The sequence below is a fragment of the Halobacillus sp. Nhm2S1 genome, from assembly GCF_019599545.1.
Classification (GTDB): Bacteria; Bacillota; Bacilli; order Bacillales; family Halobacillaceae; genus Halobacillus.
Genome location: NZ_JAIEZV010000006.1, coordinates 21144 through 34940 on the forward strand (window position 1 = coordinate 21144; position 13797 = coordinate 34940).

General features: G+C 46.1%; 13 protein-coding genes, 1 pseudogene, 1 riboswitch and 1 other annotated feature. Of the genes and pseudogenes, 12 read left to right on the forward strand and 2 right to left on the reverse strand.

Translation table 11 applies throughout. From position 1 onward, the window contains the following. Nucleotides 1-92: 92 nt before the first annotated feature. Entirely contained in the window at nucleotides 93-275 is a 183-nt protein-coding gene (locus tag K2225_RS18785) for an H-type small acid-soluble spore protein (protein ID WP_115824538.1), read from the forward strand. A 115-nt stretch (nucleotides 276-390) separates the two neighbouring features. Further along, complete coding sequence (locus K2225_RS18790) at nucleotides 391-870, forward strand: DUF4362 domain-containing protein (protein ID WP_220586151.1); 480 nt, start codon at nucleotides 391-393, stop codon at nucleotides 868-870. 40 nt (nucleotides 871-910) lie between these two features. Here K2225_RS18790 and K2225_RS18795 read toward each other — a convergent pair whose 3' ends face one another. Both K2225_RS18795 and ileS read right to left on the reverse strand, forming a co-directional pair. Further along, nucleotides 911-1525 carry a PH domain-containing protein gene (locus K2225_RS18795; protein ID WP_220586152.1) on the reverse strand — a complete coding sequence of 205 codons (615 nt, stop codon included), beginning with the start codon at nucleotides 1523-1525 and terminating at the stop codon, nucleotides 911-913. A gap of 113 nt (nucleotides 1526-1638) precedes the next feature. Further along, nucleotides 1639-4728: an isoleucine--tRNA ligase gene (ileS, locus tag K2225_RS18800; protein WP_220586153.1), complete on the reverse strand. Its 3090-nt coding sequence runs from the start codon at nucleotides 4726-4728 to the stop codon at nucleotides 1639-1641. A gap of 98 nt (nucleotides 4729-4826) precedes the next feature. After that, nucleotides 4827-5053: a binding site (T-box leader), on the reverse strand. Between the two features lie 191 nt (nucleotides 5054-5244). Here ileS and K2225_RS18805 point away from each other — a divergent pair. The 10 genes and pseudogenes from K2225_RS18805 to K2225_RS18850 form a co-directional block, all read left to right on the forward strand. Next, on the forward strand, nucleotides 5245-6021 hold the full coding sequence (locus K2225_RS18805; RefSeq protein ID WP_220586154.1) for a class I SAM-dependent methyltransferase: 777 nt from the start codon (nucleotides 5245-5247) through the stop codon (nucleotides 6019-6021). A gap of 66 nt (nucleotides 6022-6087) precedes the next feature. Continuing rightward, a complete protein-coding gene (locus tag K2225_RS18810; RefSeq protein WP_220586155.1) occupies nucleotides 6088-7419 on the forward strand; it encodes a cytochrome ubiquinol oxidase subunit I in 1332 nt (443 codons plus the stop codon). Between the two features lie 32 nt (nucleotides 7420-7451). Further along, nucleotides 7452-8477, forward strand: coding sequence for a cytochrome d ubiquinol oxidase subunit II (locus K2225_RS18815; RefSeq protein ID WP_220586156.1), 1026 nt, complete (start codon nucleotides 7452-7454; stop codon nucleotides 8475-8477). Between the two features lie 118 nt (nucleotides 8478-8595). Then, on the forward strand, nucleotides 8596-9564 hold the full coding sequence (glsA, locus tag K2225_RS18820; protein WP_220586157.1) for a glutaminase A: 969 nt from the start codon (nucleotides 8596-8598) through the stop codon (nucleotides 9562-9564). Then, nucleotides 9554-10000 carry a DUF4385 domain-containing protein gene (locus K2225_RS18825; RefSeq protein WP_220586158.1) on the forward strand — a complete coding sequence of 149 codons (447 nt, stop codon included), beginning with the start codon at nucleotides 9554-9556 and terminating at the stop codon, nucleotides 9998-10000. The genes glsA and K2225_RS18825 overlap by 11 nt, the downstream gene beginning before the upstream one ends. A gap of 83 nt (nucleotides 10001-10083) precedes the next feature. Next, the gene (locus tag K2225_RS18830) at nucleotides 10084-10416 is read left to right on the forward strand and encodes a hypothetical protein (RefSeq protein WP_220586159.1); all 333 of its coding nucleotides are present in this window, start codon (nucleotides 10084-10086) and stop codon (nucleotides 10414-10416) included. Nucleotides 10417-10471: 55 nt separating this feature from the next. Then, a complete protein-coding gene (locus K2225_RS18835) occupies nucleotides 10472-10861 on the forward strand; it encodes a hypothetical protein (RefSeq protein WP_220586160.1) in 390 nt (129 codons plus the stop codon). A gap of 128 nt (nucleotides 10862-10989) precedes the next feature. Beyond that, nucleotides 10990-11101: riboswitch (SAM riboswitch) on the forward strand. Nucleotides 11102-11229: 128 nt separating this feature from the next. Continuing rightward, nucleotides 11230-12348, forward strand: a complete 1119-nt coding sequence (locus tag K2225_RS18840; protein ID WP_220586161.1) for a methionine biosynthesis PLP-dependent protein — start codon at nucleotides 11230-11232, stop codon at nucleotides 12346-12348. Then, nucleotides 12345-13523, forward strand: a complete 1179-nt coding sequence (metC, locus tag K2225_RS18845; protein WP_220586162.1) for a cystathionine beta-lyase — start codon at nucleotides 12345-12347, stop codon at nucleotides 13521-13523. Before K2225_RS18840 ends, metC begins: the two co-directional genes overlap by 4 nt. A gap of 5 nt (nucleotides 13524-13528) precedes the next feature. Then, nucleotides 13529-13737 (forward strand): annotated as a pseudogene (locus K2225_RS18850) (homocysteine S-methyltransferase family protein); the annotation flags it as partial. Between the last annotated feature and the right edge of the window lie 60 nt (nucleotides 13738-13797).

The following is a 13797-nucleotide window of genomic DNA, read 5'->3' on the forward strand; positions in this document are numbered from 1 at the left end:
TAACGCACGTGGAAAGTGACTTAACGTTATTTTAAGGAGAATACCACAGCCCATTCTTGAGAATATTACGTTTAAAAGGAGGGGTTGTTGAGATGAACAAAGAACGCGCAAAAGAAATCTTCAAATCTGAAGACATGATTCCGGTCATGCACGAAGACCGTGAAATTTACATCGAAGAGGTTATTGAACGTAATGAAATGGCGCGCATTCACCCGACAGATCAGCCGAATATCGTTCAAAAGGTTCCATTATACGAATTGAAAGAACAAGAATAGGTCAGAAGCCGCACTCACTACTGAGGCGGCTTTTCTTTATAAGGTGTGTACATCCTTCGCTTCTTGCGCAATAATGGAAATATAAGGAATGAAAATGACATAGTAGGAGGATTATATGAGGAAGTTATTGTGGGTAGCATGCCTGATCTTTATAGTCGCTTGTTCTGAAGGTGAAACAGAAGAACCCTACACGGTTGAAGATGCGGAAAAAGATGGACATGTGATTGTTGAACATCAATCCGAACAATTTGATCAAATAAAAAATGGGGCATTGGAAGTTGAAAACATTAAAAAATTGGCCGCTTTTATTAACAACGTAGAGCAAGGAAGAGAAGACGAAATCGATGTCTCCATCTTCAATCCTGATGGCTCCCATTATCAAAACTCCTTCTCCTACAATGGAGAGGCCATCCGTTTCATCAACAATTATGGAGCGTATCCGTCTTCTCCTACTGGCACTTTCGATTGTGAATACGTGACTCTCCGCGGACCTATGGTGTATGTGAGCAACTGTCAATCAGAGGAAGGGAAAGATCTCTCCACTCTGCTAAGCTTTGTGGGGACCGAAGAAGCATTCAGAGAAGCTGTGAATTAAAAAACCCGGACCATGTGATTAAACATGATCCGGGTTTTCTTTAATTCTGAATATACTTCTCAAACACATCAGCAAAGTCTTTGCGGGTATTCTCTTTGTACTTTTGTGTAAACCAATCATACGCAAAGGAAGCCGCTTCACTGAATTCTTTCGATATATCATTTTCATGGAACCGGTTGTCATGAATAAGATCCTGCGCCATGCCGATGCTGTCTTTCGCAAAAGCAGCCTGTCGCTGATTTTCCTCCTGGATTTGAGAAATAGACACTAGAGATTTATACAAGTCCGCAATCGCTTCTCCTTCATCCTTGGCGATATCAATGCTCATATACTGATCGCCAATGTAAAACTTGATTTCTAAATCCAAATCGATCGTCCCTGCCGTTTCTACCGAGACATTTCGAATGAGGTGCTGATAATAATCATAGCGGTAGATGTTGCGTTTACTACTTGTCGCTTTGTCACCATCCAGGTGAATGAGCGCACGGTTGGTAAAGCAGTACTCATCACTTTTGGATTTAATTAGAAAATGAATCTTTTCTCCATCCTCTGTCAGGACAAAATCATCAGACTGCGTCTTATCAAAATCTTCTTTTCTGATGATCTTTCCAATGTCACTTAAGCCTAATGCATCACTCGCCATTTTCTTAAACATGGATCTACCTCCTGAATAATCGTATTCGTTGTTTACTTCGATATCTCAGACACAAATCCTCTCGCTGAAAATAGAAAAGCTGGAGCCTAAGATGCCCCAGCTTTCCCTCTCGTTTATTTTTGAAGCGCTAGTTTCAGCTGGTGGTCACCGACTGTGTACTCTTTCATCGCTTCTTTTTCACCGACCGTCAAATCATTCACGAGAACATTTTCACGGATCAGCTGTTCATTTTGCTGGATCGCTTCTTTTACGTCTGCGTCTCCATCAAGGGCGATGTCGACACGAAGATCGATTGGAAGATCCTGCTGTTTACGTTCATCCTGGATCACGCGGATCACTTCACGCGCGAGGCCTTCCAGACGCAGCTCTTCTGTGATGTTCGTATCAAGCACAACGTGGAAGTCCTGGTTTGATCCCATAGAAAGTCCAGCATCCGCAACGCGTTCTACGTTCAACAGATCCATCGATACTTCGACTTCTCCATCCCCTGTCGGTACAACGACCTTTTCATCCTGGACGATTTTCGCTGCTTCTTCGTCTGAAAGTTTTTCAAGATACCCTTTCACAAGCCCGACATTTTTCCCAAGGACAGGTCCTGCCGCACGGAAGTTCAGCTTCACTTCATAACGGACAAGATCATCAGAGGATTGCTTCACGACAACTTCCTTAACGTTGATCTCATCACGGATGATGCTGCTGTATTCTTCGAGCGCTTTTCCTTGATCCTGGTTAACCGGGATGACGACAAGCTCAGATAGCGGCTGCTTCGTCTTGATGGATTCCGTATTACGGACACCACGAGCAAGCTCAACCACTTGCAGGACAGCATCCATATCTTTTTCAAGCTGTGTGTTGACAACCGTATCGTCCACTTTCGGGAAGTACGCCAAGTGCACACTTTCACCCGTCAAGTTCTGATAGATGTCATCAGCAAGGAACGGCGTGTACGGAGCCATCAGCTGACTCAGCTGTGCCAACACTTCATGAAGTGTATGGTAAGCGGCTTTTTTGGACTCTGTCATGCCTTCTTCCCAGAAACGGTCACGAGAACGGCGGATGTACCAGTTACTCACTTCATCGACATACTTCTCAAGAGCTTTCGCAGCTTTCGTGAAGTCATAGTCGTTCAAGGCTTCTTCTACGACTCCTGTCACACTGTTCAGGCGGGAAAGAACCCAACGGTCAAGCAATGTCTTTTCGCCTTCTTCATTCTTATCGAACGTGTAACCATCGATATTCGCATACAACGTATAGAAACCGTGCGTGTTCACGAGTGTGTCGATCACTTTCGATTTCGCTTCGATGACAACACGTTCGGAGAAACGCTTGTTGTTCCATGGAGCACTGTCAGCAAGCAGGGCCCAACGGAAAGCGTCGGCACCGAATTTCGTCACAAGATCCGTCGGGTTCAAGGCATTTCCTTTACTCTTGGACATTTTGCGTCCTTCTTCATCAAGGATGTGACCTGTGGAAAGGACACGCTTGTATGGAGCTTTACCCGTGAACAGAGTGGAAACAGCAAGCAAGCTGTAGAACCAACCACGTGTTTGATCGATTCCTTCACAGATGACGTCTGCAGGGAACTGCTTCTCAAACTGATCTTTGTTTTCAAACGGATAGTGCTGCTGGGCAAATGGCATAGAACCAGAGTCGAACCATACATCGATGACTTCAGGTACACGGTTCATCGTGCCACTACACTTCTCACACGTCACCTGCACGCGGTCGACATAAGGCTTGTGAAGCTCGACATCACCGATATCGCCGATCGCTTTTTCTTGTAGATCCGCTTTGCTGTGCGGTGCGTACTGGTGGTCACAAGAATCACACATCCAGATTGGAAGTGGTGTTCCCCAGAAACGGTTACGACCGATGTTCCAGTCCACCATGTTTTCAAGGAAGTTACCAAAACGGCCATCTTTGATGTGGTTCGGGTGCCAAGTCACTTCCTGGTTGTTCTTGATGAACTGATCTTTCAGTTCTGTCGTCTTGATGAACCAGCTCTCGATTGCGTAGTAAAGCAATGGAGAGTCACAACGCCAGCAATGCGGGTAGCTGTGCTCGTATTTTTCTTTATGGAAAAGAAGTCCTTCATTCGCCAGGTATTTCACGATGTCTACGTCACAGTCTTTGACGAAACGTCCTTCAAATGGAGGAATATCCTCTGTGTAACGGCCTTGACCATCTACGACATTGAAGAAGGACAAGTTGTTTTCCTTCACCAAGTTGTAGTCATCCTCACCATAAGCTGGTGCGATGTGAACGACACCTGTACCGCTTTCAGCGTTAACGAAGTCTGCTTCCACTACGAAGTGACCACGTTCAGGCTTAACGAACGGGAATGGCGGCTGGTATTCAACATCCTTGAAATCGCTCCCTTTATGCTTGGAAACAACTTCGTACTCTTCCCCAAGGTTCTTCTCAGCAAGAGCTTCAGCTACGATGTACACTTCGCCATCTTTCTTCGCCTTGATGTAATCAAGGTCCGGATGAACAGCTAGCGTTACGTTGGCAGGCAGCGTCCAAGGCGTTGTCGTCCAGCCCAGGAAGAATTCATTTTCAGAACCCTTCACTTTGAACTTCGCGGTTGCGGATAGGTCTTTGACATCTTCATATCCCTGAGCCACTTCGTGTGAGCTTAGTGTCGTCTGACAGCTCGGGCAGTATGGCGTAACACGGTGGCCTTTAGAAAGCAGATTACGCTTGTGAAGGTCACTCAAGATATACCAGACACTTTCGATATAACGGTCTTGAAGAGTGACATACGGATCATCCATATCGAGCCAGTAGCCGATTGATTCCGTAAATTCGCGCCATTCTTTTTCGTAGTTGAAGACACTTTCCTTACATTTCTCGATGAACTTTTCTACGCCGTACTCTTCGATCTGCTGTTTCCCGGAGATGCCGAGCTGCTTCTCAACTTCAAGCTCTACCGGCAGACCGTGTGTATCCCAGCCGCCTTTACGGAGCACTTGATAACCCTGCATCGTTTTGTAACGTCCGACAAAGTCCTTGATGACGCGGCCAAGGACGTGACCAGCGTGAGGAAGGCCGTTGGCTGTTGGCGGTCCTTCATAAAAAACAAATGTTTCTGCACCTTCGCGCTCGTTCATTGAGCGACGGAAGACGTTTTCTTTATTCCAGTAATCTTTGACACGATTTTCGCGGTCTAAAGCCGCTTCTTTCGTATTGACACTGCGCATTTCTTCCACCTCTTACCCTTTTATTTTTTTGTATAGAAAATGATAAAAAAACTTCCAATGACGGCAGGAACAAAATAAAAATCCGCCCCTGCTGTAACAACAGGGACGGATTCGATTCCGCGGTACCACCCATATTCCGCGCATCCCATGCACGGCTCTCGGTTCACATAACGGATAACGGCCGCCAACCGGTTCCACTTACTCTGTATCATTTCAGCAGAACTTCTCAGAGATGATCTTCAGCTATTATCCGCCATCGCTTCGCACCCACCAGCGACTCTCTTAAGACCGGAATAAAGCCTACTCTTCTCGTCAACGAAACTATACGTATCTTCTCCATATCCTACAATGTAATCTTTTGTATGTCAAAGCTTTCTTACCCTCATCCTCGCCCATTTTTCAGAACCTTATACGTATTCACTTTATCTTATCGCTTTCTATAAAAATTCCATATTATCGCAAATCACCAGTCTTGCTTACAATAAAGATAACTAGACAGGAAAGAAGGGATTTCAAATGTCAGATGAAGTGAAACGTCACGTTCAGGAAGTATTTTCGAAGAATAAGCAGGCGTATATTGATAGCAAGACACATAATAAGCAATCCGACCTTGATAAGATGATCGAGTGGCTGAAACCCGCCCCTTCCCACAAAGCATTGGATGTCGCTACAGGAGGAGGGCATGTTGCGAAAGCGTTAAGCAGCTATTGTGCAACGGTTTTCGCCACAGACCTTACGAAAGACATGCTGCAAAACACCGCCCGTCACTTGAATTCTCAACAAAATATTGAATACGTCGTCGCAGATGCCGAACAACTGCCTTTTCTTGATGAGAGTTTCAATCTCGTCACCTGCCGTATCGCTCCCCACCATTTTCCTGCTCCGCACGATTTTATAAAAGAAGTGGCTCGTGTCTTAAAAGGCCAGGGCAGATTTCTCATGATTGATAACGTGGCACCTGAAGATGATGAATTGGATGAGTTTTATAATCGTTTTGAAAAAATGCGAGATTACAGCCACGTCCGCGCCCTTAAAGTCAGTGAATGGGAAAAACTTTTCTGCACCCACCAGTTGAGCGTAAAGAAGCACCTCACTCGGAAGAAAGCCATGCCTTTTTCAGACTGGGTATGCCGTACATTAGATAACGAAGCAGACCAAAAAGCCGTTGAAGAACTTTTCAAACAAGCGCCCGATGAAGCAAAGAGTCACTTTTGCATTCAAGAAGAAAACAACCGAGTTCAATCATTTGCCATCGATGAGTATATGGTAGTCGTAGAAAAACATTCCTCCTGACGAATAATCCACCATCACATTGGAAAAATAAGCGAGGTATTGAATTCGCATGTGAGGTGGAGATCAATGGATATCGTCGTAATGGCCCGGGCCTTGTTCGGAACGTCGCTTGGGTTTCATATTATTTATGCAACGATCGGTGTTGGACTTCCGGTCATGATCATCATCGCGGAAGTCCTTCACTTCATAAAGAAAGATCCGGATTATGCACTGATGGCGAAACGATGGACGAAAGGTTTCGCTATACTACTCGCCGTATCGATTGCTTCAGGAACCATTGTCGGTGTCATGATCTCCCTCTTGTTTCCTGACTTTATGGAGATCGTCGGACAAGTCATCGCACTCCCGTTCCAAATGGAGATTTTCGCTTTTCTTATCGAAGCCGTGTTCATGTCGATTTATTTATATGCGGCTGATCGCCTGCCTCCGACATTGAGACTGGTCAGCATTATTTCTGTCGCACTTGGTGCGACAGCGTCGGCCATACTAATTACCGATGTCCATGCGTGGATGAATACGCCCGCCGGCTTCAACATCACACCAAATGGGGAGATCACAGATGTAGATACGTGGGCTGCCTTTTTCAATCCAAGTTTCGGAGTCACCGCCCTTCACGTGACTTTGTCTGCTTATATGACCGTCGCATTTCTCATCGCATCGATTGCCGCACTCCGGTTAATGAGGAGTAAAATTTCGAAAGCCGAACGTGCCTATCATAAAAAAGCATTGACCATCGCTCTTTACTTCGGTGCTCTCATGTCTCTTGCAACAGCGGTCAATGGTCATGAAACCGCCCAGATGCTTCATGAATACAACCCACGGAAATTGGCAGCTGCAGAAGGACTTTTCGAAACTCAACGCTACGCTCCATTATCCGTCGGTGGTTATACTTCTCTTGAGGATCAACGGGTGAAATATGCGGTTGAAATCCCCTATGGACTCAGTTTTCTTGCTGGTGACCGATTGGATACAGAAGTGATGGGCCTTAATGAATGGCCCGAGGAATTATGGCCGCCACTTTACGTCCACATCCTCTTCAATGTCATGGTCGGTATAGGAACGGTACTTATTATGATTTCGTTCCTCGCTTTGTTCTGGAAGCACGTTCTAAAAAAAGAATTCCCAAGCTGGCTTCTGGCTACACTCGTTGTCAGTGGCCCACTCGCGATGCTTGCCATTGAAACAGGCTGGTGCTTCAGCTGTATCGGGCGTCAACCGTGGACCATTAATGAAGTGCTGCGGACAGATGAGGCAGCTACCAAATCCAACAGTGTCGGTTTTCTTTTCTACCTGTTCATGACTCTTTACATCACGCTGCTCTTTGTCACCGGTTTTGTCATGCGGTACTACTTCAAGCGGAACCCGGTCCGTAAAGATTTGGAGGCGCGGGAAGTGTAAGAGAACATCATCCCAGAAAGGACGTACAACCTATGGAAGCATCAACATTAGCGATTACAATTTTGTGGAGCTTGCTTTTCGTCTATTCCATCCTAGGGTCTCTTGACTTCGGTGCTGGTTTCTGGGGGATGATCTACGGAAAGAATGAAGAGAAAAGCGCCTCCCAAATCGCCAACCGTTTTCTTTCTCCCACATGGGAAGTGACCAACGTCTTTCTCGTCATTTTCGTCGTATCTGTGGTCACCTTTTTTCCGTTCGCAACGACTCTGCTCAGTAATGTATTGCTCGTCCCTGTTGGACTTGGAGTTCTGCTGTTGACAATCCGAACGACGTTTATGGTTTTCCAGCATCACGCTGATCGGTACAAAGACTTGCTCCGGCTGACTTCCGGCTTTACAGGATTGATCATACCGGCACTTCTTGTCAGTATTCTACCAATTACCTTGGGAGGTTTCGTCAGCTTTGAAAGTGGCTATCCTCGCCTGCAATACGGAGAACTGCTTACCCATCCGACCTTGTACATGCACATCTTATTCGGATTATCGACCGAGCTGTTCATCTCTGCCATTTTTCTAATGGACTACGCCAAGGAAGCGGAGGATTGGAACGCGTATGATACATTCCGTAAGCATTCCCTGTGGCTTGGCCCTGTCAGTATCGCCATTGCCATGCTGACGATTAGCACATTCCCTGAAGAGGCATCGTGGATTGTCGATAACATTCAGGAACACTGGGTGGCGTTCGGATTATCCCTGCTGTGTTTTATCATCGGATACGCTTTTCTCTTTATAAAGAAAAAAGACGGTCGCCGCGGTCTGGCAAGGGCTGCCGTCATTATGGTCGGACTTCAGTATGCCATCGCCATTTATGCTTACGGGGCCGCCCACCTGCCTTACTTGATCTATCCGGACATCACAATTGAAGACGGGTTTACAAACCCTGATACGTTCTATCAGATGCTGATCGTCTACGCGGTCGGATTCGGCATTCTCATTCCAGCCTTCTACCTTTTCTGGCGTCTTTTCCTTAAAGACCGCCGCTACTTGAAACAGGAATAACAGATTACGGCACCCTCCTCATGGGTGCCGTTTTTTGTTTATCCCCTTTTTAAAAAAGGTACATAACTACCATATTCCATTGATTTCATAGAACTTCCTATAGAAAAGGAGCAAAGATATGCAGGAATTGACGAACGATTACCTCGTGGAAGCCATTGAAGACAGCCGCCCGTTCGCTTCATCCGGAAATGTCAACATGATCATACCCGAATACGACGAAACCATTAAAGACTACCTTGGCGTAACCATCATCACAACAGAAGGAGAATGCTTTGCAGCCGGTGATAATGACAAGTTTATCCCGATGCAGAGTACCTCAAAAATCATCGGCCTTATGCTTGCTCTACAGGATTTCGGAAAAGAGCGTGTGTTCCAAACGGTAGGCATGGAACCGATGGGTGATTTTTTCAACTCCATCAGCCAATTGGAGTCTTACGATACGAGTAAACCTTTCAACCCAATGATCAATGCTGGAGCCATCGCTGTTTCTGCTCTGATCAAAGGACAAACCGTTGATAACCGCTTCAACCGCTATATGGAATTCCTTCGTAAGGTGACGAATAATGAACAACTTGAAATGAGTGAGGAAGTGTACGAAGCGGAAAAGGCGAATGGTGCACGTAACCGCTCCCTCGCCTACTTCATGCAGAGTACCGGGACGTTGGTAACAGACGTGGAAGAGGCACTCGACCTTTATTTTCGGATGAATTCAGTCATGATGTGCTGCCATGATTTCGCTCGTGTGGGTCTGTTTTTAGCCAAAGGAGGGCTGGATCTTGAAACAGATGAAAAGCTCATCCCTTCCCACCACTTACGCACAGTAAAAGCAATCATGATGACCTCAGGGATGTATAATTCCTCCGGCCATTATGCAGTAGAAGCCGGCTTTCCTTGTAAAAGCGGGGTATCTGGAAGCATCATCGGTTCATCTCCCGGCCGAATGGGCATCGGCGTCGTAGGACCAGCTATTGATAAAAAAGGAAACAGTACAGCTGGAGGAGCTTTAATAAAAAAACTCTCCCAGGATCTTGAACTCAATATGTTTGGTGTCGAGAACACAGAAAGGAAGAATGAAGATGGCATTTGACTATGATCTCGATTTTGACAACATCGACTTTCGCAAAAACCCTGAAAAGTACCGTGTCGGACGAGGAGAACAAGGCGTCTTACTCGTCGAACCCTATAAAAGTGAAATTCTTGCCCACTGGCGCTTCAAGACACCTGAGATTGCCAGGGAGTCATCGGACAAAATCTACCAGATGTTCCTCGATTATAAAGAAGCGGATGACTTCGTTGGTATGGATATGGCCCGGAAATTCCTGCAGATGGGCTATACACGCTCGCGGAGATACGCCAACTATAAGGGTGGGAAAAAGTATGATAACAACGGGGAAGTGAATGAACGCGACATCGACGATGAGAAAGCGGAATCCGCAAAGATTTTCGAAGAAAAATGGATTCTGGCCAGGGAAGATGAAGATTATCTAAAGAAGAAAAAAAACCATCAAAAAGAATACGGATAAAACGTTGACAATTCTGTGCCATGGACGTAGGATATCATTAACCCGACTAAACAAATCGGATTAATGAAACGAGGGGTGTGCCCGTGAAAACCTACCCACTTCTGATTAACCTGCTGTTCATGATCATCTCCTGGTCCATCGGGGTTTACTTCTTATCTGTCATTTATACTCCTACGATCATCATCCCCCTTTTTAATGATTTCATCTGGATTCGCGACTACAAAGGACTTCTCGGCTTGACGGCTATTTTTACTGTCCTGACCATACCCTTGGTGGCCTTTCTATATAAGAAACGCGGACAAATGAAGAAAAAGACGACCTGGTATGGGATGAATGCCGTCGCTCACCTGCTCTGGATCGTCACGCTTGCCTTACAAATTAAAACTGTTCTCTACAACTTAGGAATATGTCATTAAATCACAGGAATCCCACCTCCTCTGTCGAACCATTCTTAATAGAGGAGGAATAGATTTGGATTTTCAAACCTTTTACGAAGAGTACAAACGACGAGCCAGCCAACATGATTTGGATTACTTAAAAAAAGTGACATCACGAAACCTCGAAGCAAGAGAAATCCGCCATGGGGAGTTGGTGGATTATTCTTATGAAGAGTCGATCGAAGGATGGCGTCAAGCTTTCGACCATTTCCAGGATCAAGATATGTCCTGGATTTACACCAACCATTCCGAGACCCAACTTAATGAAAACACACACATTGCCGCCTTCTGGGTCTCCATTCGATTAAACGGAGAACTGCTGGGGACGTCCAACCTCTTTTTTGATACGTTTGAAAAAGTTGACGGAGACTGGCAGCTCGTCCGCTCCTACATCGAAGCTGGGGTACAAAACCCATCCATCTAAGCCTGCTCATTCAAAAGGAGGCTTTTTTCTCATCCCGAAAAATTTTCAGAAAAATCCTAACCGGCATATTGTCAAAACTTTCTGAGTAGTGTAGAGTAATCAGCAATTAGAAAAAAATACAATTGAATCTCTTATCAAGAGAGGCAGAGGGACTGGCCCGACGAAGCCTCAGCAACCACTGGTTCGACCAGAAAGGTGCTAACTCCAGCAAGTTGTTTTTATCAACTTGAAAGATAAGAAGAAGAACCGTACACACAAAAGTCTTCTTCTTCAAGAAGGCTTTTTTTATGTTTATTTCAGATGTTGAGCTTATGCGGGAATAGAAAATGCCTTAATTTGAACCATTAATTAGTAAAGGATGTGTTGTTATGTGTCCGCACACGGATACGAAATTCGTTCAGACCGGGAACCAGCGGCATGAACCTACAGGGGCGATCAACCCTCCTGTTTATTTTTCCACCCCTTACCGGCACCCTGGTTTAGGAGAGTCAACGGGTTTTGATTATACACGAACCAGTAACCCTACCCGTCAAATTTTAGAGTCTTCGATCGCTGATATCGAAGGTGGTGATGCAGGATTTGCGTTCAGCTCCGGGATGGCCGCAATCCAAACCGCTCTATCTCTTTTCAAGAAAGGCGATGAAATCATCGTCTCTGAAGATTTATACGGCGGGACTTTCCGTTTGTTTGAACACATGGAAGAGCGTTATGACCTCCGCTTTCATTACTGTGACAGCAACAACCTTGATCGAATCCACACCTACATCAATGAGCGGACGAAAGCCATATATGTGGAAACGCCCACAAACCCACTGATGCATACGGCAGACATTGAGCAAATATCAACGGTCGCAAAAACCCACGACCTTCTACTGATTGTCGATAACACACTGTACACTCCGGTGTTGCAACAGCCGATTGCCGAGGGTGCCGATGTGGTCATCCATAGTGCCACGAAATATTTGGCCGGACATAATGACGTTCTTGCCGGAATCCTTGTGAGCAAAGGAAAAACCGTAAGTGAGAAGCTCGCTTTTCATCAGAATACATCTGGAGCTGTTCTCTCTCCTTTCGATTCATGGCTTGTGATGCGCGGGATGAAGACCCTTCCCCTTCGGATGCGCCAACATGAAGCGAATGCGAAATCTGTGGTTGCCTTCTTGGAGGACCACCCCCACGTGACAGACGTTTTCTACCCGGGTAAAGGTGGGATGGTGTCGTTCAGACTTCAAATCGAAGAGTGGATTGATCCATTTTTGCGGAACTTGAACCTGATTAGTTTTGCCGAGAGCCTCGGAGGTGTGGAGAGCTTTATCACCTACCCCGCGACCCAGACGCATGCCGATATTCCTGAAGAAACCCGAATCAGCTACGGGGTCTGTAATCGTCTGCTCCGTTTCTCTGTCGGTGTCGAGCACATCGATGATTTAATTCAAGATCTGGATTATACCCTCGCCCAACTACCAAAGGAGGAATCTGTACGATGACTGATCATTCTTTGCAAACCCGATTGCTGCACAGTGATTATAAGTTCGATCCGCACACCGGGGCGGTCAGTGTCCCAATCCAGCAGGCATCCACTTTCCATCAACAGGATTTTGACAATCCCGGGGGCTATGATTACAGCCGATCTGGTAACCCGACCCGGAAAGCTCTTGAAGATACCATTGCAGGACTTGAGAATGGAAGTCACGGCTTTGCTTTCGCCTCTGGAATGGCTGCAATTTCTACAACCTTCATGCTTTTATCGAAAGGCGACCATGTTGTCATCACCCGGGATGTTTACGGGGGTACTTTCCGAATGATTCGCGATGTCCTCGTCAGATTTGGAATCGATCACACATTTGTGGATATGACAGACCTCCATGAAGTAGCGACTGCGATCCAGCCGAACACAAAACTTTTATATATTGAAACACCTTCCAATCCGACGCTTGAAATTACAGATATCCGCGCAGTCGCAAAATTAGCGAAAGCGAACAATTGCTGGACATTCGTCGATAACACGTTCATGACCCCTGCCCTTCAGCGTCCGCTCGAACTTGGTGCGGATCTTGTCCTGCACAGTGCGACGAAATTCATCGCCGGTCACAGCGATGTGGTCGCAGGTCTTGCCGCTACCAAAGATGAAGGAATCGCAACGCAGCTTGGTTTTTTACAAAATTCATTCGGATCCATTCTCGGCGCACACGATTGTTGGCTCGTGCTTCGCGGCTTGAAAACTTTACATTGCCGAATGACACAGTCTCAAGCTTCGGCTGTAAAGATTGCAGAAAAATTGAGCGCTCATCCACTCGTGGAGCAGGTTTACTATCCAGGGTTCCGTTTTCATCCGGGGAGCTCGACGCAAGCCTATCAAGCTGAAGGTTCTGGTGCAGTATTGTCCTTCCGCCTGCGAGATGAAGATGCGGTAAGGCAGTTTACGAAACATGTAGAACTCCCCGTGTATGCCGTGAGTCTCGGAGCAGTTGAATCGATTTTGTCCTACCCTGCCCGCATGTCCCACGCCTCCATGCCTAAAGAAGAGCGCGAAAAGCGCGGCATCACAGATGGATTGCTACGCTTATCAGTCGGTCTTGAAAACCCAGATGACTTAATCAAAGATTTTCATCAGGCTTTAGGAAAAATTGAATCCGAAGCATTTTTACAAACAGGAGGTTGAAAGGGATGGATTTACGCGAAGCTTTACAACACAAGACACTGATCGGGGATGGAGCGATCGGTGTTTTGAAGAACTGAACCTCTCACACTCTGAAGAGGTGTTGAACGTCCACCGTGCTTACGTGATTTCCGGTGCAGACGTGATCCAGACCAATACGTATGGAGCGAACTACATTAAACTCGAGGGTTATGGCTTACAGGGTCAGGTGATTAGGGACTTCGGACTTTTTATTAGCATCTGGCCATTCAGCCTCCATATAAAAAAACGCCGAACG

Excerpts from the sequence above, each read along its gene's own strand:
- K2225_RS18840 (WP_220586161.1), top strand. The coding sequence starts at position 11,230 with ATGTGTCCGCACACGGATACGAAATTCGTTCAGACCGGGAACCAGCGG.
- metC (WP_220586162.1), top strand. The coding sequence starts at position 12,345 with ATGACTGATCATTCTTTGCAAACCCGATTGCTGCACAGTGATTATAAG.
- K2225_RS18810 (WP_220586155.1), top strand. The coding sequence starts at position 6,088 with ATGGATATCGTCGTAATGGCCCGGGCCTTGTTCGGAACGTCGCTTGGG.
- K2225_RS18785 (WP_115824538.1), top strand. The coding sequence starts at position 93 with ATGAACAAAGAACGCGCAAAAGAAATCTTCAAATCTGAAGACATGATT.
- K2225_RS18825 (WP_220586158.1), top strand. The coding sequence starts at position 9,554 with ATGGCATTTGACTATGATCTCGATTTTGACAACATCGACTTTCGCAAA.
- K2225_RS18795 (WP_220586152.1), bottom strand. The coding sequence starts at position 1,525 with ATGTTTAAGAAAATGGCGAGTGATGCATTAGGCTTAAGTGACATTGGA.
- K2225_RS18805 (WP_220586154.1), top strand. The coding sequence starts at position 5,245 with ATGTCAGATGAAGTGAAACGTCACGTTCAGGAAGTATTTTCGAAGAAT.
- glsA (WP_220586157.1), top strand. The coding sequence starts at position 8,596 with ATGCAGGAATTGACGAACGATTACCTCGTGGAAGCCATTGAAGACAGC.
- K2225_RS18815 (WP_220586156.1), top strand. The coding sequence starts at position 7,452 with ATGGAAGCATCAACATTAGCGATTACAATTTTGTGGAGCTTGCTTTTC.
- K2225_RS18790 (WP_220586151.1), top strand. The coding sequence starts at position 391 with ATGAGGAAGTTATTGTGGGTAGCATGCCTGATCTTTATAGTCGCTTGT.
- ileS (WP_220586153.1), bottom strand. The coding sequence starts at position 4,728 with ATGCGCAGTGTCAATACGAAAGAAGCGGCTTTAGACCGCGAAAATCGT.